23 protein-coding genes are annotated in these 26,461 nt (G+C 71.5%); 15 read left to right on the forward strand and 8 right to left on the reverse strand.

Annotated features, from left to right (window positions below):
* Position 1: 1 nt before the first annotated feature.
* Positions 2-253, reverse strand: a complete 252-nt coding sequence (locus IO40_RS0112710) for a DUF5988 family protein (RefSeq protein ID WP_016467334.1) — start codon at positions 251-253, stop codon at positions 2-4.
* A 127-nt stretch (positions 254-380) separates the two neighbouring features.
* Positions 381-1,772, reverse strand: a complete 1,392-nt coding sequence (locus IO40_RS0112715; RefSeq protein ID WP_016467335.1) for an NDP-hexose 2,3-dehydratase family protein — start codon at positions 1,770-1,772, stop codon at positions 381-383.
* A 270-nt stretch (positions 1,773-2,042) separates the two neighbouring features.
* On the opposite strand from IO40_RS0112715, the gene IO40_RS0112720 reads away from it, so the two are divergent.
* The 8 genes from IO40_RS0112720 (at position 2,043) to IO40_RS0112755 (ending at position 10,384) form a co-directional block, all read left to right on the forward strand.
* Positions 2,043-2,792, forward strand: coding sequence for a thioesterase II family protein (locus IO40_RS0112720; RefSeq protein ID WP_031175439.1), 750 nt, complete (start codon positions 2,043-2,045; stop codon positions 2,790-2,792).
* 14 nt (positions 2,793-2,806) lie between these two features.
* Complete coding sequence (locus IO40_RS0112725; RefSeq protein ID WP_016467337.1) at positions 2,807-4,054, forward strand: macrolide family glycosyltransferase; 1,248 nt, start codon at positions 2,807-2,809, stop codon at positions 4,052-4,054.
* Positions 4,051-5,070 (forward strand): daunorubicin resistance protein DrrA family ABC transporter ATP-binding protein, encoded by a 1,020-nt coding sequence (locus IO40_RS0112730; RefSeq protein ID WP_031175440.1) that lies wholly within the window; start codon positions 4,051-4,053, stop codon positions 5,068-5,070. The genes IO40_RS0112725 and IO40_RS0112730 overlap by 4 nt, the downstream gene beginning before the upstream one ends.
* A complete protein-coding gene (locus IO40_RS0112735) occupies positions 5,067-5,873 on the forward strand; it encodes an ABC transporter permease (RefSeq protein ID WP_016467339.1) in 807 nt (268 codons plus the stop codon). The genes IO40_RS0112730 and IO40_RS0112735 overlap by 4 nt, the downstream gene beginning before the upstream one ends.
* Positions 5,874-5,912: 39 nt before the next feature.
* Complete coding sequence (locus IO40_RS0112740) at positions 5,913-7,175, forward strand: aminotransferase class I/II-fold pyridoxal phosphate-dependent enzyme (protein ID WP_106963586.1); 1,263 nt, start codon at positions 5,913-5,915, stop codon at positions 7,173-7,175.
* A 61-nt stretch (positions 7,176-7,236) separates the two neighbouring features.
* Positions 7,237-7,680 carry a sugar 3,4-ketoisomerase gene (locus tag IO40_RS0112745; RefSeq protein WP_016467341.1) on the forward strand — a complete coding sequence of 148 codons (444 nt, stop codon included), beginning with the start codon at positions 7,237-7,239 and terminating at the stop codon, positions 7,678-7,680.
* Positions 7,677-8,804, forward strand: a complete 1,128-nt coding sequence (locus IO40_RS0112750) for a DegT/DnrJ/EryC1/StrS family aminotransferase (protein ID WP_016467342.1) — start codon at positions 7,677-7,679, stop codon at positions 8,802-8,804. The genes IO40_RS0112745 and IO40_RS0112750 overlap by 4 nt, the downstream gene beginning before the upstream one ends.
* A gap of 248 nt (positions 8,805-9,052) precedes the next feature.
* Entirely contained in the window at positions 9,053-10,384 is a 1,332-nt protein-coding gene (locus tag IO40_RS0112755) for an MFS transporter (RefSeq protein ID WP_016467343.1), read from the forward strand.
* A gap of 326 nt (positions 10,385-10,710) precedes the next feature.
* Here the strand turns inward: IO40_RS0112755 and IO40_RS0112760 are convergent, their stop codons facing one another.
* Both IO40_RS0112760 and IO40_RS0112765 read right to left on the reverse strand, forming a co-directional pair.
* Positions 10,711-11,397: a phosphatase PAP2 family protein gene (locus IO40_RS0112760; RefSeq protein ID WP_016467344.1), complete on the reverse strand. Its 687-nt coding sequence runs from the start codon at positions 11,395-11,397 to the stop codon at positions 10,711-10,713.
* A gap of 230 nt (positions 11,398-11,627) precedes the next feature.
* A complete protein-coding gene (locus IO40_RS0112765) occupies positions 11,628-12,362 on the reverse strand; it encodes a FadR/GntR family transcriptional regulator (protein ID WP_016467345.1) in 735 nt (244 codons plus the stop codon).
* A 309-nt stretch (positions 12,363-12,671) separates the two neighbouring features.
* Between IO40_RS0112765 and IO40_RS0112770 the strand changes: the two genes are divergently transcribed.
* Together IO40_RS0112770 and nhaC are read left to right on the forward strand one after the other, a co-directional pair.
* Complete coding sequence (locus tag IO40_RS0112770) at positions 12,672-13,826, forward strand: trans-sulfuration enzyme family protein (RefSeq protein ID WP_016467346.1); 1,155 nt, start codon at positions 12,672-12,674, stop codon at positions 13,824-13,826.
* A 42-nt stretch (positions 13,827-13,868) separates the two neighbouring features.
* A complete protein-coding gene (gene nhaC / locus IO40_RS0112775; protein WP_016467347.1) occupies positions 13,869-15,344 on the forward strand; it encodes a Na+/H+ antiporter NhaC in 1,476 nt (491 codons plus the stop codon).
* A 337-nt stretch (positions 15,345-15,681) separates the two neighbouring features.
* On the opposite strand, the gene IO40_RS0112780 is transcribed toward nhaC, so the two are convergent.
* Complete coding sequence (locus IO40_RS0112780; RefSeq protein ID WP_157846440.1) at positions 15,682-17,829, reverse strand: serine/threonine-protein kinase; 2,148 nt, start codon at positions 17,827-17,829, stop codon at positions 15,682-15,684.
* A 228-nt stretch (positions 17,830-18,057) separates the two neighbouring features.
* Entirely contained in the window at positions 18,058-18,534 is a 477-nt protein-coding gene (locus IO40_RS0112785; protein ID WP_016467349.1) for a hypothetical protein, read from the reverse strand.
* A gap of 403 nt (positions 18,535-18,937) precedes the next feature.
* Between IO40_RS0112785 and dhaK the strand changes: the two genes are divergently transcribed.
* The 3 genes from dhaK to dhaM all read left to right on the forward strand — a co-directional run bounded on the left by dhaK (position 18,938) and on the right by dhaM (position 21,273).
* Positions 18,938-19,924 (forward strand): dihydroxyacetone kinase subunit DhaK, encoded by a 987-nt coding sequence (dhaK, locus tag IO40_RS0112790; RefSeq protein WP_174500693.1) that lies wholly within the window; start codon positions 18,938-18,940, stop codon positions 19,922-19,924.
* Positions 19,925-20,230: 306 nt separating this feature from the next.
* A complete protein-coding gene (dhaL, locus tag IO40_RS0112800) occupies positions 20,231-20,854 on the forward strand; it encodes a dihydroxyacetone kinase subunit DhaL (protein ID WP_031175442.1) in 624 nt (207 codons plus the stop codon).
* Between the two features lie 2 nt (positions 20,855-20,856).
* Complete coding sequence (gene dhaM / locus IO40_RS0112805; RefSeq protein WP_016467352.1) at positions 20,857-21,273, forward strand: dihydroxyacetone kinase phosphoryl donor subunit DhaM; 417 nt, start codon at positions 20,857-20,859, stop codon at positions 21,271-21,273.
* Between the two features lie 494 nt (positions 21,274-21,767).
* Here dhaM and IO40_RS35830 read toward each other — a convergent pair whose 3' ends face one another.
* Positions 21,768-22,160 (reverse strand): helix-turn-helix domain-containing protein, encoded by a 393-nt coding sequence (locus tag IO40_RS35830; protein WP_158706065.1) that lies wholly within the window; start codon positions 22,158-22,160, stop codon positions 21,768-21,770.
* A 553-nt stretch (positions 22,161-22,713) separates the two neighbouring features.
* Between IO40_RS35830 and IO40_RS0112815 the strand changes: the two genes are divergently transcribed.
* Both IO40_RS0112815 and IO40_RS0112820 read left to right on the forward strand, forming a co-directional pair.
* Positions 22,714-23,934 (forward strand): cytochrome P450, encoded by a 1,221-nt coding sequence (locus IO40_RS0112815; protein ID WP_016467354.1) that lies wholly within the window; start codon positions 22,714-22,716, stop codon positions 23,932-23,934.
* A gap of 271 nt (positions 23,935-24,205) precedes the next feature.
* Positions 24,206-25,714, forward strand: a complete 1,509-nt coding sequence (locus IO40_RS0112820) for a M28 family peptidase (protein WP_016467355.1) — start codon at positions 24,206-24,208, stop codon at positions 25,712-25,714.
* A gap of 164 nt (positions 25,715-25,878) precedes the next feature.
* On the opposite strand, the gene IO40_RS0112825 is transcribed toward IO40_RS0112820, so the two are convergent.
* Positions 25,879-26,379 carry an NUDIX hydrolase gene (locus IO40_RS0112825; protein ID WP_030408725.1) on the reverse strand — a complete coding sequence of 167 codons (501 nt, stop codon included), beginning with the start codon at positions 26,377-26,379 and terminating at the stop codon, positions 25,879-25,881.
* Positions 26,380-26,461: the final 82 nt, after the last annotated feature.

Raw genomic sequence — 26,461 nt, forward strand, 5'->3', positions numbered from 1 at the left:
GCTACTCAGCGATCTTGGTGGAGCCCGTCCAGCGGAAGACCCGCGGTTCCCGGCCGGTGCTCGTGCCCGAGGTGTCGGACGTGTCGGAGGGCTCGAAGTGCTGGTATCCGCCCAGGTGTTCGATCTTGATCTTCTGCTGCGCCCTGGCCGCCTCGATGCGCATCCTCCGTCCGGATTCCGGGAAGTCGGCCGGGCCGCCCACCAGCATCACGTCCACCATGCGCTCGTCGGCCTTCCGGTCATGTCCGCTCATGGCATGTCCTCCCTTTCAGGCGTGGGGTTCTGATCCGGTCGTTCGTGGGTTTCCGGGGCCCTGGGGGCCGCGGGGCACGGCTGTCATGCGGGTGCCGTCGGCGGGGCCCGGCGCCGCACCTCGCGACTTACGCGTCGGAGGTGTCCACGCAGGCGCGCAGGCAGGCGATGAGGGTGCGGGCCTGCACATTGAGGTAGTGACGGTGCTGGAGCAGGGAGGTGATCTGGGGCAGGGTGATCCAGCGGCAGCCGGGCAGTTCCGCGGCAGGGTGGCCGTCGTCCACCTCGATGATCATGTAGCGGCTGCGGGAGTGGTAGAACCGGCCGCCCTCCTCCGACATCTCGGTGTCGAACAGCACCCGGTCCCGCCGGCGGCGCTCTTCGATGTCGCTGAGTTGCCGTCGTACGGGCCCCGGCAGGTCGGCGTGGTTCTCGGGGGTGCCCTGCACGGTGGGGGCGAGCTCGATGGCGTCGAGGTAGCCGGGCTCGATGCGGGTGCGCAGGAGTGCGTGCAGCACTCCGTCGAACCGCGCCACCAGCAGGGCGACCACGCCCACGCCGTGCGGTTCGATCAACGGCTGGGTCCAGCCGGCCACCTCGCGGCTGTTGGCGACGACATCGACCGCGGTGACGCTGAAGAAGATGCCGCGCTCGTGGGAGACCGACCAGTCCGTCTGCCGCCATCCGGGCAGGTTCCGCAGGCCCACGACGGTGGTCTCCACGTCGTGCGCCGCCTGGTTGGCGGTGATCCAGCTGACGATCTCGGTGCTGGTGTGCAGCCCCCTGTCCTCGCTGCCGAGGCCGGGGAGGCAGGAGAGCACCGTGCGGGCGTCCATGTTCACCCGGTGGTCGATGCGCAGCTGCTCGTACACCTGGCCGAGGGTCAGCCAGCAGAAGTCCTCACCGGCCTCGACCTCGGGGCCCACCTCGACGATCACGTTGCGGTTGCGCTTGCGGTAGAACCAGGCGCCGTGCTCGGACTGCAGCACGTCGGCGATCACCCGGCGCGGGTCGGGCTGCGCGAAGTGCTCCACGTAGGGGACGTGCCGGCCGCGGTGGACCCCGGTGTAGTTGCTCTTGGTGGCCTGCACGGTGGGTGACAGCTGCACCCCGTTCGGATTGCCCGGTTCCGCCTTCGCCTGCATCAGCAGATGCAGCACGCCGTCGATCTCGCGCACCGCGATGCCGAGCAGGCCGATCTCCGGCTGCATGATGATGGGCTGGCACCACTGCCGTACGGGGCCGTCGTCGACCTGGACCCGGAGGCCCGCCACCGAGAAGAACCGTCCGCTGTCGTGCCCGAGGTTTCCGGTGTCCTCGGCGAAGGACCAGTTCCGCAGCTTCGAGAACGGGATGCGGGTGACCTCGTGGAGCTGGGCGGCGCGCCGTTCGGCGAGCCACTTCTCGAACTGTTCGGGGGTCGTGGCCACTCCGCCGGTGGCCCGCGCCGACTCCTCGAGCCGCGCGCGCACCGCCGTGTCCTCGGCGCGCAACACCCCGGTCCCGGTGGTCAGCGACATGGTGTCTCCCCTCAGTGGCATCGTGCCCAGGTCACCACGGCTCGGCGTGCCGGCCTAGGCGGCCAGGGGCTTACTAGGTGTTCACTCAGATCCCGCCGCCGGGGCTCCCCGCGCGGACGGTCCGCGAATTTCCCTAGACTTCCGCCGCCGGGGAGGGGGCTTGCCCCGGCGCTCACACATGCTGGCCGTGCTTGCGACGCACTGCGTATCCCCGGGGGTGGCCCGGGACCCCTGCCGGACACGGAGGCCCGAGTGGCCAGAGAGGCCAGCATGAACGAAACCGATTTGTGGATTCGGCGCTACTTTCCGAGCGCGGAGGCCGAGGTCCAGCTGATCTGCCTGCCGCACGCGGGAGGCTCGGCTTCCTACTACCGTCCGGTGGCTCAGGCGCTGAGCCCCCGCATCGAGGTGCTCGCCGTGCAGTACCCGGGCCGTCAGGACCGGCGTCACGAGCCGGTGATCGACGACCTGGGCACGTTGGCGGCTCGGGTGTCCGAGATCCTGGCACCGGCCCTGGACCGCCCCTTCGCGTTCTTCGGGCACAGCATGGGCGCGACCCTGGCCTACGAGGTGGCCCGGCGGCTGGAGCAGCGGGGCAGGTACGCGGAACGGCTGTTCGTCTCCGCCCGGCGGGCGCCCTCCCGGGTGCGGGACGAGCGGGTGCATCTGCGGGACGACCACGGGCTGATCGCCGACGTGCGTGCCCTCAGCGGCACGAACCAGCAGGTGTTCGGCAACGAGGAGATGCTGCGCATGGTGCTGCCGGCCCTCCGGGGCGACTACCGCGCCGCCGAGACGTACCGTCACGCCCCCGGGCCCCGGCTGCGCTGTCCGGTCACCGCGCTGGTCGGCGACAGCGATCCCAAGGCGAGCCAGGAGGAGGTCGCGGACTGGGGCACGCACACCGCGGGCGATTTCGAGCTGAGGACGTATCCCGGCGGCCACTTCTATCTTCTCGACCACACCGCGGACGTCCTGTCGCTGATCGAAGAGCGGCTGAGCGAGCCGGCCCTGCGGTGAAGCCAGGAGGACGTATGACGACGAAACACGTCGCGGTCTTCGTGTTCCCGGGGTACGGACACGTCAATCCGACGCTGGAGATCAGCCGCTGTCTCATCGCGCTCGGCCACCGGGTCAGCTACGTGCTCGACGAGAAGCTGGCCGCCCCGGTGACGGCTCTCGGCGCCGAGGTGGTCCCCTACAGCTCACGGCGCGGCCGGCTCGGTGCCGGCGCCGTGACCGGCGAGGACATCGGAGCCCTGGGTCTGGGCTTCCTGCGCGAGTCGATGGAGGTGATCCTGCCGCTGGCCCTGGAGTCCTTCGACGACGACGTCCCGGACCTGATCCTGTACGACCTGGAGAGCTTCTTCACCGCGCGTACGGCGGCGCAGCGCTGGGGCCGCCCCACCGTGCAGCTCTTCCCGTACGTCGCCACCAACGAGCACTATTCGCTGGCCCTCGAGGTCTTCGACGAGGCGAGCGAGAGCATGCACAAGTGCGTCGAGCTGGTGACGGAGCACCTGGCCCGCGAGGGCAAGGGCCAGGACGCCGTGTGGTCGCTGATGGCCGGTATCGACGACCGCAATCTGGTCCTGCTGCCGAGGGAGTTCCAGCCGCGGGGCGAGACGTTCGACAGCCGGTTCGCCTTCACCGGGCACAGTCTGCCCGCCGACCGCCCCGGGACCGGCTCGTGGGACCGGCCCGCGGGGGACGGGCCGGTGGCGCTGGTCACGCTGGGCACCGAGGTGAACGACCGTCCGGAGTTCTTCAGGACCTGTGCCGAGGGGTTCGCCGACAGCGACTGGCATCTGGTGATGACGACCGGCCCGGGCAATCTGCCGGCCTGCCGGCAGGCGGTCGCGGAAGCGGGGGCGGCAGCGCGTCCCGCCGGGATCGAGCTGCACGAGTGGCTGGCGTACAACACCGTACTGCCGCATGTGTCGGCCGTGGTCTGCAACTCCGGCATCAGCACCATGCTGGAAGCGCTCTCGTTCGGCAAGCCGCTGGTGGTCATCACCTACACGCCGGAGGACCGGGTCAACGGCAGACGCACGGCCGAACTCGGCCTGGGTGTGGAGCTGCCGGGCGAAGAGGTCACCGCCGGGCGGCTGCGCGAAGCCGTCGAGACCGTCACGCACTCTCCCGACATCCGCCGAGGGGTCGCTCGCATGCGCATGAACATGATGGCGGCGGGCGGCCCCGCCCGTGCCGCGCAGCTCGTCGAGGGCTGGCTGAGCGAACCGGCCACGGCACCCGAGCCCGAAAGAGCGGCGGTCCGATGACCTACACGATCGAGACCCGGGGACTGGTCAAACGGTTCGGCGAGGTCACGGCGCTGGACGGGCTCGCCCTGACCGCGCGGCAGGGCACCGTGCTCGGTGTGCTCGGCCCCAACGGCGCGGGCAAGACGACGGCGGTGCGCATTCTGGCCTCGCTGCTGCGGCCCGACGAGGGCTCGGCGCGGGTCTGCGGCTGGGACGTGGCGCGCCACCCGCACGAGGTCCGCCGGCTGATCGGCCTCACGGGACAGTACGCGTCCGTCGACCAGGACCTGACAGGGCAGCAGAACATCGTCCTGGTGGCCCGGCTGCTGGGCTTCTCCCGGTCCGCCGCACGGCGCCGGGCGGCGGAGCTGCTGGGGCGGTTCGGGCTCACCGACGCCGCGGGCCGCAAGGCGAGGACGTACTCGGGTGGTATGCGCCGCCGTCTCGACCTGGCGGTATGCCTCGTCGGCGACCCCTCGGTGCTCTACCTCGACGAGCCGACCACCGGTCTCGACCCGGAGAGCCGCTCCCAGCTGTGGGACATCGTGCGCGGTCTGGTCACGGGCGGCACGACGGTCCTGCTGACCACCCAGTACATGGACGAGGCAGACCAGCTCTCCGACGACATCGTGGTGATCGACGCGGGCAAGAGCATCGCGACCGGTACCCCCGAGGAGCTGAAGGCGAAGACGGACCGGCAGACGCTGGAGATCCAGCCGGCCGACCCGGCCCAGTTGGAGACCGCCGGAAAACTGGTCGCCGAGCTGAGCGGGACCCGGCCCCATGTGGCGGGCACCCAGCTGCGTCTCCACGTCAACGATTTGGCGCTGCCGGGGGCTGTGCTGCGCCGGCTGGACGAGGCCGGCATCGAGGTGATGGAACTCGCCCTGCGCAAGCCGAGCCTCAACGAGGTGTTCCTGTCGCTGACCGGCCACCAGAACAGGCACGAGGACCCGGCCACCGCAACCACCGAGGCGGCCGGGCCCGCCGAGACGGCCGAGCCCGCCGAGGCGGCAGAACGGAGCAGAACATGAGCGCGAGCGCGACAGCACCCGTCCGGCACAGGCTGGGCCTCGTGACGACCGCCCGGCACTGCTTCTCCCTGACGGGCCGCAACCTGCTGCATCTGAAAGCGAACCCCGGAGAGATCGTCGGTTTCGTCTTCGTCCAGCCCCTCCTGGTCATCGCACTGCTGGTGTACGTGTTCGGCGGTGCGATCTCCGGGGACACCGCGACGTACCTCCAGTACGCCCTGCCGGGTCTGATCGTGCAGAACTCGGTGATGTCGGTGCTCACCACCGGCGCCGGAATCAACCAGGACATGTCCAACGGTGTCTTCGACCGGCTGCGCAGTCTGCCGATCGCCCGCATCGCACCCCTGATCGGCCACATGCTCGGCCATATGACCCGGGTGACGGCCGGGCTCCTCATGCTGCTGGTGGCGGGCCTGCTGCAAGGCTTCGAGATACGCACCGGGTTGCTGTCCGCGCTGTCCGCGCTGCTGCTGGCTCTGGTGTTCGGCATAGGCCTGGCCTGGGTGTCGATAGCGATCGGCGTGAGCGCCCGGTCCGCCACCACGGTGCACATGTTCAGCGGCGTGCTGTCGCTGCCGCTCACGTTCGTCAGCAATGTGTTCGTCGAGACGGACACCATGCCCGGCTGGCTGCAGGCCTGGGCCAAGATCAACCCGATCTCGCACGAGGCGACCGCACTGCGCGCGCTGATGTCGGGCGGTCCCCTCGGCACCTCGGTGTGGTGGACGCTCGGCTGGGCCGCGACGCTCACGGCCGTCTTCGCCCCGCTGGCCCTCCGCGCCTACCGGCAACGAGTCGTCTGAGGGGCCTGGCGGGAGGTGAAGAGCTGCGAGGGAGACGTGGTGACAAAACGCGGCACCGAAGACCTGGCGCTGTTCGGCGGTCCGCCGGCGTTCCTGCGCAACCGCCGGGTCGGCCGGCCGAACCAGGGCGACCGCGAACGATTCTGGGAACGGATGAACCGCGCCCTGGACAACGAGTGGCTGTCCAACATGGGGCCCCTGCACGACGAGTTCGAGGAGCGGGTGGCGCAGCTCGCGGGCGTACGGCACTGCGTCTCCCTCTGCAACGCCACCGTGGGGCTGCAACTGCTGGTCGCCGACCTGGTCCCCGGCGCGGAACCGGGCGACGAGGTGATCGTCCCGGCGCTCACCTTCCCCGCCACGGCGCACGCCGTGCGCTGGCTGGGCCTGCGGCCGGTGGTCTGCGACGTCGACCCGGTGACCGGGCTGATCGACCCCGACCAGGTGGAGGCGCGGATCGGCCCGCGGGTCCGGGCGATCCTCGGCGTCCATCTGTGGGGGCAGCCCTGCGACGTACGGCGGCTGGAGAAGATCGCCGAGAGCCACGGGCTGCGGCTGTACTTCGATGCGGCACCGGCGCTGGGCTGCACCCACGAATCCACCCCCATCGGAGGCTTCGGCGACGCGGAGGTGTTCAGCTTCCACGCGACGAAGGTCGTCAACAGCTTCGAGGGCGGCGCGATCGTGACCGACGACGACGCGCTGGCCGAACGGGCGCGGAAGGCGAGGAACTTCGGTATCGGGGCCGGCGGCCGGGTCGAACAGCTCGGCACCAACGGCAAGCTGAACGAGGCGTGCGCCGCGATGGGCCTCACCTCGCTGGACGCGCTCGCGGACACCGTCGCCCACAACCGGGCCAACTACGAGGCGTACCTGTCCGCACTCGACGGCATCCCCGGGGTACGGGCGGTCAGATACGACCCGCGGCACCGCAACAACCACCACTACATGATGGTCACCGTCGACGAGCGGGCAGCGGGGCTGCACCGGGACGCGCTGCTCGATCTGCTGCGCGCGGAGAACATCTTGGCCCAGCCCTACTTCTCCCAGGCCATCCACCGCATGTGGCAGTACGGCGAGGAGTCGGCCGCGTCGGTGCCGGGCGGCTTCCCGCACGCCGAGACGCTGTGCGAGCAGCTGCTCGCCCTGCCCACGGGGCCCGGGGTCAGCACCGCCGACATCGAGGTGATCAGCGAGGTGGTACGGGCCGCCGTCGCTCACGGGCCCGAGGTGACCGCGCGCCGCGCCGGCCTCGCCGGCACCACGGGCGACGCCCACCCCGCCGGTGCCGCCGGGGAGTAGGGGCACGACGCGGCACGGCTCGTGCCCAGGACACGACGGACGAGAGCGAGGAATGGCCGCAATGGCAGCGAGCACCACCGGTACGCCCGTCGGCAGGGTCAAGCCCAGCCGGCTCATCCAGCTTGAGCAGCACAGGAACGAGCACGGCTGCATATCGGTCGTCGAGTCCGAATGGGCCGCCGGATTCCCGATCCAGCGTGTCTACTTCCTGCACGACCTGGCCCCCGGCACGTCCCGGGGCGGCCACGCGCACCGCGCTTTGGAACAGCTCTTCGTCGCCGCCCACGGCGGCTTCACCATCCGGATCGACGACGGCTTCCGGCAGGCCGAGTACCGGCTGGACGATCCGTCCACCGGGCTGTACGTCGGCCCGATGGTGTGGCGGGACCTCAGCGACTTCACACCGGACGCCGTCTGTCTGGTGCTGGCCTCGCAGCACTACCAGGAGGCGGACTACTACCGCGACCACGCGCACTTCCTGCGAGACTGCCGGAGGCCGGAATGACCGAGGTCCCCTTCTTCGATCTGCGGGACATGCACGCGGCCACGGGAGTCCAGGCGGAGATCGACGCCGCCGTGCTGCGGGTCTCCCGCTCCGGCCGCTACCTCCTGGGGCCGGAACTGGAGGCGTTCGAGGCGGCCTTCGCGGCGTACTGCGACAACACGTACTGCGTGGCCACCGGCAGCGGCTTCGCCGCTCTGGAGCTGGGCCTGCGAGCCATGGGGATCGGCCCCGGCGACGAGGTGATCGTGCCCGCGCACACCTTCGTCGCCTGCTGGCTCGCCGTCTCCGCGACGGGTGCGCGGCCGGTTCCCGTGGAGCCCGCCGAAGGCTCCTTCCTGCTCGATCCCGAACTGCTGGAGGCGGCCGTCACCTCGCGCACCCGCGCGGTGATGCCGGTGCACCTGTACGGTCATCCGGCCGACCTGGACCCGATCGCCGAGGTGGCCGAACGGCACGGTCTCGCGGTCCTGGAGGACGCGGCACAGGCGCACGGCGCCGCCTACCGGGGGCGCCGGGTGGGCTCCGGGCACGCCGTGGCGTTCAGCTTCTACCCGGGCAAGAACCTGGGCGCGCTGGGCGACGGCGGCGCCCTCGTCACCGACGACCCCGGACTCGCCGACCGGCTGCGCCTGCTGCGCAACTACGGCTCCCGGCGGAAGTACGAGCACGAGCGGCGCGGCACCAACTCCCGCCTGCCCGAGATCCAGTCCGCCGTCCTTGCCGTGAAGCTGCCCCATCTGGACGGCTGGAACGACCGTCGCCGCGCCGTCGCACAGCGCTACACCGAGGCGTTCGCCCCACTGCCCGGCCTCACCGTCCCCGAGGTGGCCCCCTGGGCGACACCCGTCTGGCACCAGTACGTGCTGCGCACCCCGCACCGCGAGGCACTGCGCGAGCGGCTGGCCGAGGCGGGCGTGGGCACCCTGATCCACTATCCCGTGGCCTGCCACCGGACCCCCGCCTACGCGGCGGACCGTCTCACGCCGAGCACCGGCCTGCCCAGGACCGAACGGCTGGCCGACGAGGTACTGAGCCTCCCCATCGGCCCGCACCTGACCGACGCGGCGGTCGAACTGGTCATATCCGCGGTCCGCACCGCCGCACTGCACCTCCACGACGGGTGACAACCAGCACAATTGCCGCCGCTGGGCCTGCGCATGAAGGCAGCCGCCCTGCACCGTCGACGGGAGTCAGGCAGATCCGCCGTGGAGTTGGCGCGGGTACGCCGGATCCCTCCGAGCGCCGGTCGGCCGGGGCCTGCGGGAGCGGGGCTGTCCGCATGCCGGGACGGTCCCGGTGTCAGGAATGGCGCTGCGGGGACGCCGGGTTACCCCGTGCGCAGAGCAAGCGTGCGGGGAGAGGAAACGCATCGATGACGCAGTCGACGGAGCAGTCGCGGAAGGCGGCCGGAGGGCCAAAGCCGGGGCGGCCGGGCCCGGAGGGGGAACGGCCCAGGCGGACGGGCCGGCAGTTGCTGGCGGCCTCCGTCGGCAACGGCGTCGAGTGGTACGACTGGTTCGCGTACTCGTTCCTCGCCACCTACATCGCGGACGAGATCTTCCCCAAGGGGACAGGGAATTCGCTGGTCCCGCTGCTGTCCACCTTCGCCGTCTTCGCGGTCGGCTTCTTCATGCGCCCGGTGGGCGGGCTGCTGCTGGGGGCGGTCGCCGACCGGGCCGGACGGCGGGCCGCGCTGACACTGACCATTCTGCTCATGGGCGGCAGCAGCCTGCTGGTCGCACTCACTCCGACCTATGCGCTCGCCGGGGTGTTCGGCCCGGTGGTGCTGGTGGTCGCACGGCTCGTGCAGGGGCTGTCCGTGGGCGGGGAGTTCGCCGCCTCCACGACCTTCCTGGTGGAATCGGCGGGCCCCGGCCGGCGCGGGCTGTTCTCCAGCTTCCAGTACGTGTCCACGACGGCGGGCCAGCTGGTCGCCTCCGGGGTCGCCGCCACGTTCGTCTCCACGCTGGACGACGGGCAGATGCACCAGTGGGGCTGGCGGGCTCCGTTCGTTATCGGGGCGCTGCTGAGCCTGGCCGGTTTCTGGGTACGGCGCGGAGCGGAGGAGACCCGCAGCGAGAAACACACCGACGGGCCGCGTCCCGGGCTGTTCGACGCGCTGCGCAGCCACCCGCGCGAGTCCCTGCTCATCGTCGGGATCACGGCGGGCGGGACGATCGCCTACTACGTGTGGACCTCGTACCTGCCGACCTACGCGCAGGTCAACGCCGGTTTCGACAAGGGCGACGCGCTCGTGGTCGGCACGATCTCGCTGGTGTTCTTCATGCTGCTCCAGCCGCTGGGCGGGATGCTGTCCGACCGGGTGGGCCGCAAACCGCTGCTGCTGGGCTTCGCGGTCGGGTTCGCCGTGCTGTGCGTGCCGCTGCTGCGCGCGGTCAGCGACTCGTTCGTCTCGCTCTTGCTGGTGCAGTGCGCCGGCATGGTGCTGCTCACCGGCTACACGGCGATCGCGGCGGCGGTGAACGCCGAGATCTTCCCGGCCCGCGTCCGCGCCGCGGGCATCGGCTTCCCGTACTCGCTGGCCGTGGCCCTCTTCGGCGGGACCGCGCCCTACGTCGGCACGCTCTTCGAGGAACTGAGGATGCCGGACGCCTTCCCCTGGTACGTGGCCGTGCTGTGCCTGCTGTCCGCCCTGGTCTACCTGCGGCTGCCGGAGCGCGCCAAGGAGGAGCTGGAGCGGTGAGCGTCGGGCGGAGGGCCCATCGGCGGGCCGTCCGGGCCTGACCGGCGTGAAGGGGCTGGCGTGGAGGGGCCGGCGTGGAGGGGATCCGCCTGTCGCCGCGTGACCCGTGACGTGTGCGCACAGCGTCGTGCACCGGTGCCGACCCGGTCATCCGTACCCGGCGTACGTCACCGGCGCCCCGGCGCACCCCCCGCCTGCCGCGCCGGTCACAGCGGGAGCACGGCCGGTGACAGCGGGAGCACGGCCGGTGACAGCCGCAGTCATCAGCGCGACCGGACGGCGCTGCGGCGGTCAGTGGGCCCGGGGGTGCGGCGGACGGGCGGGCGTCACGTGCCGGTGCGGGTGCGGGAAGCTCCGGTGCGGGTGCGGCGGTGCCGGCCGGGCCGCTGGAGCGCGTCCAGGCGGGTGCGGACGGGCGGCAGGCTCAGCAGCCCGGCGGTCATCAGGCCGGCGCTGGCGGCGGCGAGCGCCCCGGCGATGACGTCGGGCAGGTAGTGCACGCCCAGATAGATGCGGGCGAAGCCGGTACCCGCCGCGAAGACCGCCCCCAAGACCAGGACGAGCGGTCGCCATCGGCGCCCGGCCAGGAAGAACGCGGTCATGGCCACAGCGGTGGCGATGGCGGTGTGGCCGCTGGGGAAGCTGTGGGGATTGTCCGGGGGAATCAGCCACAGCCGCTTCGGGGGCCGGTGCTCGTGAATGCTGAGCTTGGCGGCGAAGGTGACGGCCATGGCCCCGCCGAGCAGGAGCAGTGTGCGCACGGCCTGCTGATAGCGGCGTACCAGCCACAGCAGGACGGGGATCAGCAGGGCCAGGGCCACACCGACCGTCGAGGAGGCTGCTGCCGTCGCCGCCTTGGCCAGAACGGTCAGGCCACCGTTGCGGATACCTGCCACGTCCTCGTTCAGCGCCACGTCCGCCCGGGTGACCTGCGGGGTCTTGGCGGCGAGCCCGACAGCGGCCAGCACTGCCATCAGCAGCAGGGACCCCAAGATTTTCCGGTAGCCAGACACGCTCCGTCCTTCCACCAGCCGCGGAGAGTTCACCACGCGGCAATGACGGCACACGATATCGACTACCGGACCGGATGCGTTCTCCGGCCCTGGGGGTGCCGGCGGGCAGCGGTGGACTCAGCTCCCCACCGAGCCCGGGACCGGCCCGTACGGGCCCCGAACCCCGGGCCGACGCGCCGCCCTCGGCCGGTCCCCGCGTGCTCCCTCACCCGGCGGGCGGGCAGCGTCCCCTACGCGTCCCCGTCCGTCTCGGGGCGGCTCTCGATCTCCTGCAACGTGATGTGCAGGTGGTGCTCCATCGCCGCGACCGCTTGCGCCGGATCACCGGTCAACACGGCGTCGAGCAATTCCTCGTGCTCCGTTGCGGAGTGGGCGGGATCGGCCCCGGTCGCCAGGTACCGCCGGTGGCTCTCCTCCCGGCTTTCGGCGAGTGAGCGCTCCAGGGCGTCCAGGATCTGCGACAGGCTGGTGTTGCCCGCGGCGGCCACCAGCGCCTGGTGGAAGGCGACGTCCGTGCGTATTCGGGTGGGCATGTCGAGCGGGTCGGCGCGCTGCTCGGCGATCGCCTCGCGGGCTCGGGCGATGTGCGGCCGGGTCTGCGGTTCCTCCGGGCCCGCGATGCGCTGCGCGGCGAGCCGGGCTGCGTGCACCTCGAGCGCCTTGCGGATCTCGGTGAACTCCATGAGGGCACGCTTGTCACGCAGGACCGCGAACGCGACGAACTTCTCCACCGGCAAGGCGTTCGGTGAGGCGACGACGGCCGGCTTGCCCTGGCGCCGCTGCACCAGGCCGCGCGCCTCAAGGGTCTTCATCGCCTCCCTGAGCACCACCCGGCTCACCCCGAACCGTGCCGCGAGCTCACCCTCGGGAGGAAGTTGACTCCCCGGCTCGACGTCCGGGCCCACGCACAGTTCCTCGATGAACTCCGCGACCTGTGTGGTCAGCGACCGTGGCTGGGCGCGCATCGCACTGCGTCCTGCCGGCTGCCGTGCGGACTCCCCCTCCGCCGTGTCCCTCAATGCGCTCGCCCCTCGATCGAATTCGGCCTGCGCATCTGATCCTACTGAGCAGCGGCCTGCCGAGCCGCCGGCCCTGCCGGGCGGCCTGCGCGGCCCGGTGCGGTGCCGGACCGGTACCGGTCGTATGCGCTCGGCCGCACACGTTCGCCGGAAAGTGTTGACCACGTAGCAGCTTATATTACAAGCTACGTCCGTTCGGCGGCTCACTCGACGACCCGCCGACGTCCGCACGCAAGGCCGCGACGAGGGGCGCAAGTGAACAGCACCGACCAGCAGATATGTATGAGCGCCTGGGACGGCCCGGGCGCCGGACCCGGTGCCGTGGCGCCGCCCGTCTACCAGACGAGCCTTTTCGCCAAGCCGTCCTTCGAGGAGTTCGTACGGCAGCAGGCCGCCGAACACGAGAACTTCGTCTACAGCCGGGGCACCAACCCGACGGTCGCCTTCCTGGAGGAGCGTCTCGCGCTGCTCGAGGGCGGCGAGGCCGCGAAGTGCTTCGCCTCCGGCATGGGTGCCATCGGCGCGGTCCTCGCCGGGCTGCTGCGCGGCGGCGACCACGTGCTCTTCGTCAACACCGTCTACGGCCCGACGATCGAGCTCGCGCAGCACCTGGAGCGCTTCGGGGTCGAGCACACCGTCCTCGCCGACCCCACCACCGGCATCGAGGAGCACATCCGCCACAACACGGCACTCATCTATGTCGAGAGCCCGGGCACCATGCTGATGAAGGTCGTGGACGTACCGGCGCTGACCGCGGTCGCCCGGCGTCACGGCATCCGCACGGTGATGGACAACACCTGGTCCACACCGCTCTTCCAGAAGCCTCTCGCGGCGGGCGTGGACCTCGTCGTCCATTCCCTGACCAAGTACATCGGCGGGCACAGCGATGTCATCGGCGGCGCGGTGATCGGCTCCCGGGACACGATCCGCGAGCTCTTCTACCAGGGCCACCAGCTGTTCGGCGCCGTCATGTCCGCCATGGAGGCGTCCCTCGTACTGCGCGGGCTGCGGACCCTCCCGGTGCGCATGGAGCAGCACCAGCGCAACGCGCTCACCGTCATCGACCATCTGCGCGCGCATCCCGAGGTCACCGCCGTCCACCACCCGTACGCCGACCACGGCCCGGACGAGGTTGTGATCACCTCCCAGTTCAGCGGCTTCTCCGGGCTCCTCAGCTTCGAGCTGCGGGAGGGCACCTTCGCGCGGGTGTCCCGGTTCATCGACGCCCTGCGCCTCTTCCGGATCGGCCCGAGCTGGGGCGGCTACGAGAGCCTCGTGACCTCGCCCATGCGCTCCACCGACGACCCCGCCCGGGGGCTCGGCGGCCTGATCCGGCTCTCCGTGGGGCTGGAGGGCGCGCAGAGCCAGATCGAGGACCTCGACCGGGCTTTCGCGTCACTCGCCCGCTGAGGGCTGTCCCACGCCACCACTGCTCTTGCCCGAGAGGAAACAATGGAGTTTCAGCAGGACACGGCGTCCGCCGAGCAGGCCGAGAAACGTGTACGCCCCCAGCCGCGGCTCGCCGTGGCGCTCATCCCGGTGGTCATCACCCTGGCGGTCTTCGTCGTCGGTATCGGGATCCTGGAGTTCCCCGCGGAGCTGATGCTCATCTTCGCGGCCATCGTCTTCACCGTCTTCGCCGCTCTCCACGGCGTCGGCCTCGACCAGGTCCTCACCGACATGGGCGAGAAGATCAAGCGAGCCCTGCCGGGCATCCTCATCCTGCTGAGCATCGGGATGCTGATCGGCACGTGGATGATCGCGGGCACCGTCCCGCTCATGGTCAACTACGGGCTCGACCTGATCAACCCGTCGTACCTCTACGTCCTGTCCTTCGTCGTCACCGCCATCGTCGCCACGTTCACAGGCACGTCCTGGGGCGCGGCCGGCACGATCGGCGTCGCACTGATCAGCGTCGCCGCCACGATGGACATCTCACTGGCGATCACCGCCGGTGCCGTGGTCTCGGGCGCGTACTTCGGCGACAAGCTCTCGCCGCTCTCCGACACCACGAACATCAGCTCCCTGGCGGCCGGCGCCAACATCTACGAGCACATCCGCCACATGCTCTACACGGCGGTGCCGTCCTCTCTGGTCGCGATCGCGGTCTTCCTGCTCGCCGGACTGTCGATCGACGCGGGATCGGTCGACCTCGACGTCATCGACCGCACCGTCGCCGAGCTGCACGACCATTTCGTCCTCAACCCCGTGCTGCTCCTGCCGCCCGCGGTGGTCCTCATCGGCTCGGTCATGCGCAAGCCGCCGCTGATCGTGCTCTTCCTGTCCTCGATGACCGCCGTCGTACTCGCCGTGCTCGTCCAGGGCTTCAGCATCGCCGACACATTCGACGCCGCCGTCTCCGGCTTCACCACCGAGATGCTGCCCGGCCATGTCTCCGCGCCGGTCACCGAACTGCTCAACCGCGGCGGCCTGACCTCGATGTACAGCTCGGCGTTCTTCGTCTTCTGCGCGTTCTTCTTCGCCGCGGCGCTGGAGAACTCCGGTGTACTCCGCCTTCTGCTGAGCAAGCTGATCGACAAGCTGCGCTCCACCGGCAGCCTGGTGACGGCCACGCTGCTCTCCGGCTTCACCGTCATCAACGGCACCTCGAACGCCCTTGTCACCTTCTTCCTCATCAACGATCTCTACGGCGAGGCGTACAAGAAGCGGAACCTGCACCCGACCAACCTCTCGCGGAGCATGGAGGATTCGGTCACCATCACCGAGGTGCTGATGCCCTGGACCGTCTCCGGCGCCTTCTTCGCGACGACGCTGGGCGTGGCCAACTTCGACTTCCTGCCGTGGGCCGTCTTCTGCTGGAGCGGCATCGTCTTCTCCGCACTGCTGGCCTGGCTCTCGCCCCTCACCCGCGACTTCGGCATCCGCCGGCTCACGCCGCAGGCCGAAAGGGAGCCGGCGAAAGCCTGACAGACACCAAGTTCGTGCCCCAATGGCCGACTTGGCGGCTCGACACCATTGAAAGCATCACCACCGGCCGCAGCGGGGCATCTTGTCCCGCACCCCATCGGGAGCGCGCCCGTCAGCACGGCAGGAGGCCCAGGGGCGAGCGATTGTCAGCCCTCATCGACGATGTGAACCCCGAGCTACCCGAAGAGCACCGAAGGCCCGCTTCCCCCGGCCCAGATCCGGGGGAAGCGGGCCGCTTCTCGTACATCGGCACCTCCGGCCTGGCAAAGTCCGCCCTCCAAGGCGAAGAGGAAGCCGCGCCCGCCGTTCGTCGGCGGCAGAGCGGGCTACTCGGGTCTCAGAGCCGGCTGGCGCGCAGCTTGCGGTCGCCGGAGTAGAGCACGCCGTTCTTCAGGGCCGCCGGTGCGGTCTTCCATTCCGCCACCCGGCCGTACCGGCGCGGTGCGCACTTCCAACGGCAGGCACCGGTACGGGCGTCGAGGGTGTAGAGGTGGCCCCCGCGCCCCTGCAAATGGAGCGCGCCTCGCTCGACGCCCAGCGGTTGCAAGCTACCCTCCGCACCGCTCTCGTCCACACCCACCGAGCCGGGGATCCTCCGCTGCCAGACCTCATCGCCGGTGTCAGCCGTGAAGGAGTGCACACGGTCGTGTCCGCTCCAGTGGACCAGGCCACCGGCGACCAGCGGCCGGGCAGGCGGCGACCATGTGCCGCGCTTCTGCGGGAAGGACGCGCTCCAGACCTTCTTGCCGGTGCCGGAGTCCCGGGCTTCCACCGCGAATTCGGCTTTGCCGCTGTCCCGGCCGTCGCCGCCCAGGTGCATGAGCCCACCGTTCACCACGAGCGTGTCCACCGAGGCCATATCGGTCTTGGCCTCCCAGAGGGTCGAGCCGTCCTTGCCGCGCAGGGCGGTCACTCTGTCGTCGAGGCTGTAGTAGAGCCTTCCCCCTGCGGCGACCAGGTTGCCGGCCGACCGCTCCTCGCTCCACAGTTTGCGGCCCGTACGGGCATCCCGCGCGTGCAGAACGGAATAGTCCGTCGCCTCGTCACTCACGTCGATCGCGTCGTACACGCGCCCGTCGGCAATCGTGAGGGAGGAGACCGACGACTTGTACTCGGTCTCCCACCGGGTTCGGCCGCTTCGCGTGTCCAGGGCGTACAGGCGATGGTTGTCGCCGGCGAAGTAGACGATGCCGTCGACGACGAAGGGTCCCGCCGTGACCTTGTTTCCCGTCTGCCGGAACTTCCACAGTTCCGTCCCGGTGCCGGCCTTGACCGCGTACAAGGTGCCGTTGCCGTCCGTGGTGTAGATCCGTCCGTCCGCGTAGACGGGCGTGGCCGTGACGTCCTTGTCCGGATGGAACGACCAGACAGGTGACAGTGCGGGCCCGTGAGGGCCGGGTGACGCGGACTTTGCCGGGCCGTCGGAGCCGTGGGAGTCGTCGGGGAACGGCAGAAACAGTACCGAGAGCAGGATCGCCAGAGCTGCGGCACCTGCTACGCCCAGTACGACGCCTCTGCTTCGGCGGGAGGGGGTCGGCGGCCGGGGGCGCGGCCCGTCGGCCCGGTCGGCTCGATCGGCCCGCTCGGGGCGGTCGGGCGCGGTCGGCTGTCGGGTTTCGGGCGGCGCCTGTGTCGCCGCGCCTTCCCGGCCGATGGCCGCCGAAACGGCCGGGGGCAGCCACTCGATCTCGGTCAGCGGACCGCGGTCCGCACCTTCGGCCATGTGACCCAGCTCGGCGATCAGTTGGGAGGCCGTGGGCCGCCGGGAGGGGTCCTTGTCCAGGCATCGCGCCACCACCCGGGCCAAGTCGCCCGGCAGCGCCGACAGATCCGGCTCCTCATGGGCCACCCGGTAGTTCACGGCGTGCGCGGAACCCTGCCCGTACGGCCCCGAGCCGGTCGCGGTCCAGGCCAGAACGGCGCCGAGCGCGAAGATGTCACTGGCTGCGGTGGTGGGATCGCCCACCAGCTGTTCGGGGGAGATGAAGCCGGGGGTGCCGATGAGCATCCCGGTCTGCGTGAGCTGGGTGTCGTCGGCCGCCAGCGAGATCCCGAAGTCGATCACCCGCGGGCCGTCCGCGGCCAGCAGCACATTCGACGGCTTCAGGTCCCGATGGACCAGACCTGCGTGGTGGATCCCCTCCAGCGCCTCCGCCAGCGCGGCCCCCAACGTGCGCACAGCCCGCTCGGACCAGGCCCCGTGCTCCGCGACCGCCGTGCTCAACGGCACCCCGGGCACGTACGCGGTGGCCAGCCACGGGGGATCGCCCTCCGGGTCGGCGTCCACCACCGCCGCGGTGAAGAACCCGGTCACACGACGCGCCGCCGCCACCTCACGCACGAAGCGGCGCCGCAGTCCGGGGTCGTGGCCCAGCTCCGCCCGCACCACCTTCACCGCGACCAGCCGGCCGCTCGCGGACCGTCCCAGGTACACCTGGCCCATCCCGCCCCGCCCCAGCCGCCCGACGAGCCGGTACTGTCCCACCTGCTCCGGGTCCTCTGCCGCCAGCGGCGTGCACGACGGTGCCACAGCGCCCTCTCCCCCCGACGTGCCCGGCCGGCGCCTCGGTACGCCGTCGCCGAGCTCCCTCCGCAGCGGCGGCCCGCGCACAGGGCGGTGCGCGATGCTCCAACTGGCGCAGATCCTAACGCGGTTGTCCGACCACGGGACCCCGATGCCGCCGAGCGGACCCGTGAAAGACCTCCGGGTTCGCTATCCCATGACCGCGCGAGCCGCGTCCAGGAACGCCAGCCGGTTGTCCTCCAGGTAGTCCCGCACGCTCTCGCCGTCGGGCAGGCCCTCCCACACCGTCCTGTTGAGGTCGAGGAAGTGCGCGTGTGCGGCATCGTGCACGGAGAGCGGGAACTGGATCCGGATGAGCCGGTCCGCGACCCAGAACCTGGCCATGACCTCCCGGGTCGTGAGGTACCAGGCATCGGTGTCGTCCCACTCCGACGGCCGGGTGTAGGCGCAGCGTTCGGCCTCTGCCGACACCTCGATGAACCGTTCCAACAGCGCCAGCCGTTCCCCGCGCCGTGTCTCCGACAAGGCGATCTGCTGCCGTTGGCGTTCAGCGCGTTCTGCCGAGAGTTGAGTCCTGTGCTGGACGAGGTAGGACAACGAGCCGCCCAGGACAACGCCGCCCAGCGATATGAGGGACACCCAGACCTGACCTGACATGGCGGTCATCGTGCCATGCGACCGATCTTCGAATCGGCCGGATTGTGGTTGACGTGATCACGGCCGCCGGCGACGACAACAGTTCTCGCCCAAGCCCTCCACCTCGCCCGCCCACCGCATCGGCGTCCTGTTCGCCATGCTCCGCGACGGAACCTTCGGCAGGCCCATGACGCACGGCTCGGAGCCCCCGCGAGAGACTGCCAGGGGCGCCGGCTCACCAGTGCGCCCCGCCGATGGCACCCCGTCGGGAAAGTCAGCAAGAGGTCGGCGTCAGCACCGTCGGGCGCTGTCGCGCAGCGCCGTGCAACACCGCGGTCCACTTGCCGTCTCATGCTCCAATTTCCGGCCTGACCTGCGGATACTCGGGTCAGCCGGATAGCTGTTACTCTCGCCAGGAGGTACTCAGATGAAGATGCTCATCAACGTCCCCGAGACCGTGGTCCCCGACGCCTTGCGGGGAATCGCGGCGGCGCATCCGGAGCTGACGGTGGACGTCGACAAGCAGGTGGTGGTCCGGCGGGACGCGCCGGTGGCCGGGAAGGTCGCTCTCGTGTCGGGCGGCGGATCGGGGCATGAGCCGCTGCACAGTGGTTTCGTCGGGCCCGGGATGCTGGACGCGGCTTGCGCCGGTCCCGTATTCACCTCGCCTGTTCCGGATCAGATGGTGGCCGCCGCGGCGGCCGTGGACAGCGGCGAGGGCGTGCTGTTCGTCGTCAAGAACTACACCGGGGACGTCCTCAACTTCGACATGGCCGCCGAGCTGGCCGAGGACGAGGGAATCCGGATCGCCAAGGTGCTGGTGGAGGACGACGTCGCGGTCACCGACAGCACCCACACGGCGGGCCGCCGGGGCACCGGGGCGACACTGTTCGTGGAGAAGATCGCCGGCGCGCTCGCCGACGAGGGGGCACCGCTGGAGCGGGTGGAGGCCGTGGCCCGCCGGGTGGCGGACAGCTGCCGGAGCTTCGGCGTCGCACTGAGCCCGTGCAGCACACCGGCGACTGGCGGACCTATGTTCGACCTTCCGTCGGGTGAGCTGGAGCTGGGGGTGGGCATCCACGGCGAGCCGGGCCGCGAGCGGCGGTCGATGATGACGTCCCGGGAGATCGCGGACTTCGCCGTGGACGCCGTGCTGGCCGAGCTGGAGCCGGAGGAGCCGGTGCTGGCCCTGGTCAACGGGATGGGCGGGACGCCGCTGCTGGAGCTGTACGGCTTCTGTGCGGAGGTGCACCGGGTCCTGGGCGAGCGGCGGATCCCGGTCGCCCGTACCCTCGTCGGCAACTACGTGACCTCGCTCGACATGGCCGGCGCCTCCGTGACGCTGTGCCGGGCCGACGAGGAGCTGCTGCGGCTGTGGGACGCCCCCGTGCGTACCCCCGGGCTGCGGTGGGGCGCCTGACGCGACGTACCGTCCCGGCGGTACGGCGCCGCCGGGACGCCACGTGGCACCCCGCGCGGGGCGGTGCGGTCCGCTCCGGTGCCGCGGTCCCGTGCCGGCGACGGCGCGGCGGCGGCACCGGTGGCGGTCCGGGCCGGGCCCGCGCGGGTACACCGGCATCTACTCGGACCAGTACGAGCGGCGCCCGTACCGGGGCAACGGCAAGGAGCAAGGGTGAGCGGCAAGGTGACGAACGACAGCGGGGCGGGCGCAGGCGGCGAGGGCGACGGGGGCCGGGAGCTGGACGCCGCCTTCTTCGCACGCTGGATGACCGAGGCGGCCGACGCGATCGGGCGCGAGGCCGACCGGCTGACGAAGCTGGACTCGGCGATCGGCGACGCCGACCACGGCGGCAACATGCGCCGGGGTTTCGACGCGGTGCGCCAGGAACTGGCCGAGGACGTGCCGGCCACACCCGGCGCGGTGCTGATGTCCTCCGGCCGGAAGCTGGTCTCCACCGTCGGCGGCGCCTCCGGCCCGCTCTACGGCACGCTGCTGCGCCGTACGGGCAAGGCGCTGGGTGACGCCGAGCGGGTGAGTGGCGCCGAACTGGCGTCCGCCCTGCGTACGGGTATCGAGGCGGTGGCGCAGCTGAGCGGGGCCGCCGCCGGGGACAAGACGATGCTGGACGCGCTGCTGCCCGCCGTCGACGCGCTGGAGGACAGCGGCGGTACGAACTTCGCGAAGGCCCGTGCGGCGGCGGAGCGCGGAGCGGAGGAGACGACCCCTCTCCAGGCGCGCAAGGGCCGGGCCAGCTATCTGGGCGAGCGCAGCGTCGGCCATCAGGACCCGGGTGCCACCTCCGCCGCGCTGCTCGTGGCCGCGCTGGCCGCCGCCCACGGGGACAGCGCCGGCGAAGACGCCGGCTTTGGTGCGGACGAGGGAGAGTGACCATGACGCAGCAGCAGGACAGCCGACGGGTGGGGATCGTCCTCGTCTCCCACAGCCGGCAGGTCGCCGACGGGGTCGCGGCGATGGCCGCCGGGCTCGCCGGGGTGGCCGACGCACCGGTGGCCGGCGCGGGCGGACTCCCCGACGGCAGCCTCGGCACCAGCGAGGAGCGGATCACCGAGGCCGCGCGCCGCGTCGACTCGGGGGCCGGGGTGGCGCTCCTCGCGGACCTGGGCAGCGCGGTCCTGACGGTCAAGACTCTCCTCGCGGAGGGTGACGTCCTGCCCGAGCCCACCCGTCTGGTGGACGCCCCCCTCGTGGAGGGCGCGGTGGCCGCCGTGGTCACCTCCGTGGGCGGGGGCGATCTGGACGCGGTCGCCGCGGCGGCCGAGGAGGCGTACACCTACCGGAAGGTATGACCCCGGCGGGGACCCTGGTGGGGCCCGTGACTGGTACCGGCCCCCTGGCAGGGGCGCGTCCTGCGGCAAGGGCACGTCCTCTGGCAGGGGCCGACCGTTGGCAAGGAGCGCGCCGGCCGTTGGCGGGGCCAGTAGGGAAACCCCGGCCGCCCTCCACCGGCGTCGGCCCCTGACGCACCGCCACTCATGATGTGGGAGCCCTGATAGCGACGCCAGGCACGGCCGTGGCGCCCCGGCACGGCATCACCGGCGCTCGGCCGGCACGCCCCTTCCTGTCCTCCGAAAAGGGATACGCCGGCTGCGCGGGCCCGTCCCACGCCGCGGAGCAGCAGCCCTGACCTTGCGGAGGGATACGCCGGCGGTGCGGGCCCGTCCCGGTGCGCACCGTACACAGTGCCGGGGTCGGCACCGGACGCGGCCGACTGCATCAGGTGCCCGGCGGGTGCCACCGCCGGGCACCCGGCGCCGCTCCCCTACTGGACGGGGCGCACCGTTCACGGTGCCGGTGACGCCGTGACCCGCGCCCCGGCGGGCGGGACCGGCGGTGCCGGGGGCCGGCGGGCAACTGCGGGCGCGGGAACCCGCGCCGCTCGCGGGGGCGTTCCGCGCGGCGAGGCGGAGGGCGGCAGGGGCGGCGCCGGCTTCCCGCTCACCGTCGCCGGGGCTGTCAGGGTGTAGCGGCCGTACCCCGTACGGCCTACCAGCCCGTGTTCCTCGGCCTGTGCCAGCAGCTTGTTGGCCTGGGAGGGGCTGAGCCCGGCGCGGCCGGCGATCACGCCGAGGCGGTGGGCGCCGGGCTGCTCCCGTTCGAGGGCCGCCAGTGCGGCCAGTAACGCGAACCCTCTCGCCGCACTCACGAGGCCCGCCCCGTCCTGCGCTCCGTCCATCTCGCCATAGGTCCACACCTTTAACGTCGAATGGTTCCGAGCGTCTTGCCCACCGGTTCTGCCCGATTCTCGCCCAGGCATTCTCCATTCCGGGCACTCCAGGGGCACCTCTTAGCGGAATATGACGCTCACTTTTCCGCCCGTGGAAAAGTGAGCATTTCCGGGCCGCTGCCCTCTTGCGCGGGCGGCATCCCCTGTCGGAGGGTGACCACGGCCGACCCCCCGGGTGCCAGCAAGCCCAACAGGGAAGGCAGCGAGTGCTTTTTCCTTGGCATTCCATGACGCGGCTTGCCCGTCGCCATGGATTTTCAGGGGTACTCCTGTCCGTCCCGGTGCCCGGCTGCATCCGGAATTCCCCGGCCCCGGGCTCGTCCCGGCTGGAAAGCCCGCTGTGGGCGTCACGTCCACGGCGGCCTGTGGAGCCCACCGAAAGGAGAACGCCATGCGTTACGTCCACTGATGCATTCACGTCGTCGCGGCCACGCGCTCCGGCGCGTGGCCGCGAACGCGATCTTCCCCCCTCTTCTCCCCACCCCACCGAGAAAGGCCGACCATGACGGGAGCGGCGGCGCAGCCGCGACGGGACCCCTTCTACGATCCCCTGGCCCCCGAGGTCATCGCCGCCCCGCACGTCGCCTACCGGCGGCTGCGCGAGCACCAGCGGGTCTACTGGCACGAACAGCTCGACTCCTGGGTCCTCACCGGATACGCCGAGTGCCGCGAGGTCCTCGGGGACACCTCCTCCTTCGGTTCCGACTTCCGCCGGGTGGGCGAGGACATCCCCGACGCCCAGCTGAGCGTCCAGACGCTGGACCCGCCCGCGCACGGCGCGATCAGGCATCTGCTGGTCTCGGCGCTGCACGCCAGGTCCCACACCGAGGTGACCGGCACGGCGGCCCGGCTCGCCGCCACCCGGATGGCGGGGCTGCGCAACGCCGGGCGTCCGGTGGATCTGGTCGGGGAGTTCGCCCGTCCGCTCGCCCTCCGGACGATGTGCGACTTCCTGGGCGTCACGGCGCCGGACGGTCCCTGGTTCGAGGAGATGTCCAACGCGATCGTCCGCAGCATGGACGCCGGGCTGGATCCCTCGCGGGCCGCGCCCGGGAACAAGGCGCGGGCCGAGCTGAGCAGGATGGTGGCCGAGTGGCTGGAGACGGCCGGCCCCGGCGGCTTCCTCGGAGCCACCCGTTCCGCCCGTGAGCGCAACCCCGGCGTCCCGATGGCGGTGCTGGCCAATTCGCTGCGGGCCGTCCTGCACGCCGGCTACGAGTCGGTGAGCCGGTTGCTGGGCAACGCCCTGGCCCGGCTGGTGGCCGAGCCTGGACTGCCCGCGCGGGCCGCCGCCGAGGAGCGGCTGGACGCGCTGGTGGACGAACTGCTGCGGCTGGAGGGCCCGGTGCAGGCGGACGCCCGCGTGTGCGTGGCCGAGCGGGAGCTGGCAGGCCGGCGGATCCGGCGCGGCGAGGTGCTGGTGCTCATGCTGGGTGCCGCGGACCGGGACCCGGAGGTCTTCCCGGAGCCGGACTCCATCGACCTGACCCGCCGCAGGGGCGTCCATCTGGCCTTCGGCCGGGGAGCCCACGCCTGTCTGGGCAAGGGACTGGCCACCATGCAACTGCGGGCGGTGCTGGAGCAGTTGATCGAGGCGGAGTTGGAGTTCGCCCCTGCGGGGCCCGCCGAGTACGAGCGGACGGCGACGCTGCGCGGGCTGCGGACGCTGCCCGTCCTCGTCCGGCGCCCGGGCTCCGACGCCACCGCACCGTCCGGCACCTGACCCGCGACGCCCGCCGCCCGGGGGCTCCTCCCGGGGGCCCGCCCGAGGAACCTGCCGCGGGCGGGCCCGGCCGGGAGGCACCTCCCGCGTGGCGGCGCCACCGTGCGACGCTCCCCGTCACCGGAGCGGTGGCTCTCACGGGCCCGGCCGGCGAACGGCCGGCCGACGGGCAGGCGGGCTGTCCGTCCCGCGCCGTCGTGCGCTTGCTTCGCGTCGCCCTCACCACCCGGCAGCCGACGATCCGGCCGCCGCTGTTCGAAAGGGAAACTCCGTGCGCCGCTCCTCCAGACCCTTCGCCGGCCGCGCATTGCGGCTCGTCGCGGTCACCACGTTGACGCTCACCTGTCTTGCCGCGCAGCAGGCGACCGCCGCCCCGCCGTCCGCCGGCGGCGAAGGCGCCACCGCGGCCACCGGCCGGAGCGCGGGCGCCGTCACAGCCGACGAGCTGGCCCAGCAGGTCCGGGGCCGTGACGTGCTGCCCCATCTGGAGGCGTTCCAGCGGATCGCGGACGCCAGCGGGGGTGACCGGGGCTACAACCGGCCGGGGTTCACACGCTCGGTGCGGTATGTGACGGCCCAGCTCACGAAGGCCGGCTACCAGGTGCGGCAGCAGAAGGTGCCGTACACCGACTTCGACGTCACCGAGGAGAAGCTGACGGCCCGGTCGGGTGACGGGCAGGAGCGGGACGTGCCGATCCTGATGACCCGCTTCACGCCCTCGACGGACGCCGACGGCATCGAGGCACCGCTGGTGGCGCTGCCCGACGGCAGAAACGGCTGCTCCGACGCGGACTACGAGGGGGTGGCCGCACGCGGTGCGGTCGTCGTCCTGGGCCGCAACGCCTGCGGGTTCGGCCTCCAGCAGCAGGTGGCGGCACGGGCGGGGGCGCGGGCCGTGGTGATGTACTACCCGACCCCGTCGCCGGACAACAACTACCGTCTGATGGGCATCCCGCGGGAGAACTTCGTCATCCCGATGGGCATGGTCTCCCAGACGGACGGGGAGCGGCTGGCCCGGCAGGCGGCGTCCGGCGACGCGGCCCGGGTGCGGCTGACGCTGCGGGCCCAGGACGTGCGGCGCACGACGGTCAACCTCATCGCCGAGACGCGCGGCGGCGATCCGGACGACGTGGTGGTGATGGGCGGTCACCTCGACAGCGTGCCGGAGTCCCCCGGGATCAACGACAACGCCTCGACGGCCGGCACCGTCCTCCGGACCGCGCTGGCGATGGCGCCGCACCAGGACCAACTGCGCAACAAGGTGCGGTTCATGTGGTGGGGTGCCGAGGAACTGATCGACGTGGGCTCGTACTACTACGTCGAGAACCTCTCCCCCGCGGAGCGCGGGCGCATCGCCGCGGTGATCAACGGTGAGCTGCTGGCTCCCTCCAACCACGCGCGGTTCGTGTGGGATCCGGGCACGGGCGGCAGCCACGAGCTGGCCGAGATGTTCGCCGGCTACTTCGACCGGAAGGGTCTGCCGTACGAGCGGCAGGATCCGGGGGCGATCGGTTCGGACCATCTGCCGTTCCAGGAGGCGGGGATCCCGGCCGGCGGCATCGACGGCGGGAACCTCAAGGTGAAGTCGGCGGAGCAGCAGGCCCGTTACGGCGGTACCGCCGGGCAGATGTTCGATCCGTGTTATCACCAGAAGTGCGACCGCCTGGAGGCGATCGACCGTACGGTTCTCGACCAGAACGCTCCGGCGCTGGCCTGGGTGGTGGCGCGGCTGGCCACGGATGACGAGGCGGTGCGGACCGTCCGACAGGCAGGGCGCTGACGGAAGGTCCCGGGCACCGCACACCGGGCGGTCTCCCGGGGCTTCCCGTACACCGGTTTCCCCTGCACGCGGCACACTCGGCATCCGGCATCCGGTATCCGGCATCCGGCGTTCGGCGTTCGGCGTTCGGCGGGCATCCGGGGGCTCCTGGGTGTCCGCCGGGCTCAGCTGTGGGCGTGCGCGGAGGAGAGGAACCAGGCGGGCCCCTCCTCGGCCGCCGCCTGCTCGATGCGCAGGAGCGCGAACGGTTTCATCTCCGGCAGCGCGTCCGTCCGGAACCAGCCCACCTCCAGGGATTCGTCGTCGTTGACACGGGCCCGGCCCGCGGACTCGGCGGTGGCCCGGCAACGGAAGGTGATGTCCATGAATTGGCACACATCGCCGTTCGGGTAGGTGACGGGCTTCTCCACGCCGTGCACCAGCGCCACCCGCTCGGGCACGCACCGCACATTGGTCTCCTCGAACACTTCGCGCACCGCGCAGTCCGCGGGCTGCTCGCCCGGCTCGGGGATGCCGCCGATCACCGACCACAGGCCGGTGTCGGCGCGCCGTCCGAGCAGTACCCGGCCCTCGTCGTCGAAGACGACCGCGCTGACGCCGGGCAGATACAGCAGTTGGTGTCCCGCGGACAGCCGCAGGTCACGAATGAATTCGGGAGTTGCCATGCCCCGACGATACGTCGCGGCCCCGCGGTCCGCGCGGCTGCGGCGCAGCACCCACAGGGCGGTCGCGGCGGCCAGGACGCCC

It is taken from the genome of Streptomyces albus subsp. albus (genome assembly GCF_000725885.1).
GTDB classification, from domain to species: domain Bacteria; phylum Actinomycetota; class Actinomycetes; order Streptomycetales; family Streptomycetaceae; genus Streptomyces; species Streptomyces albus.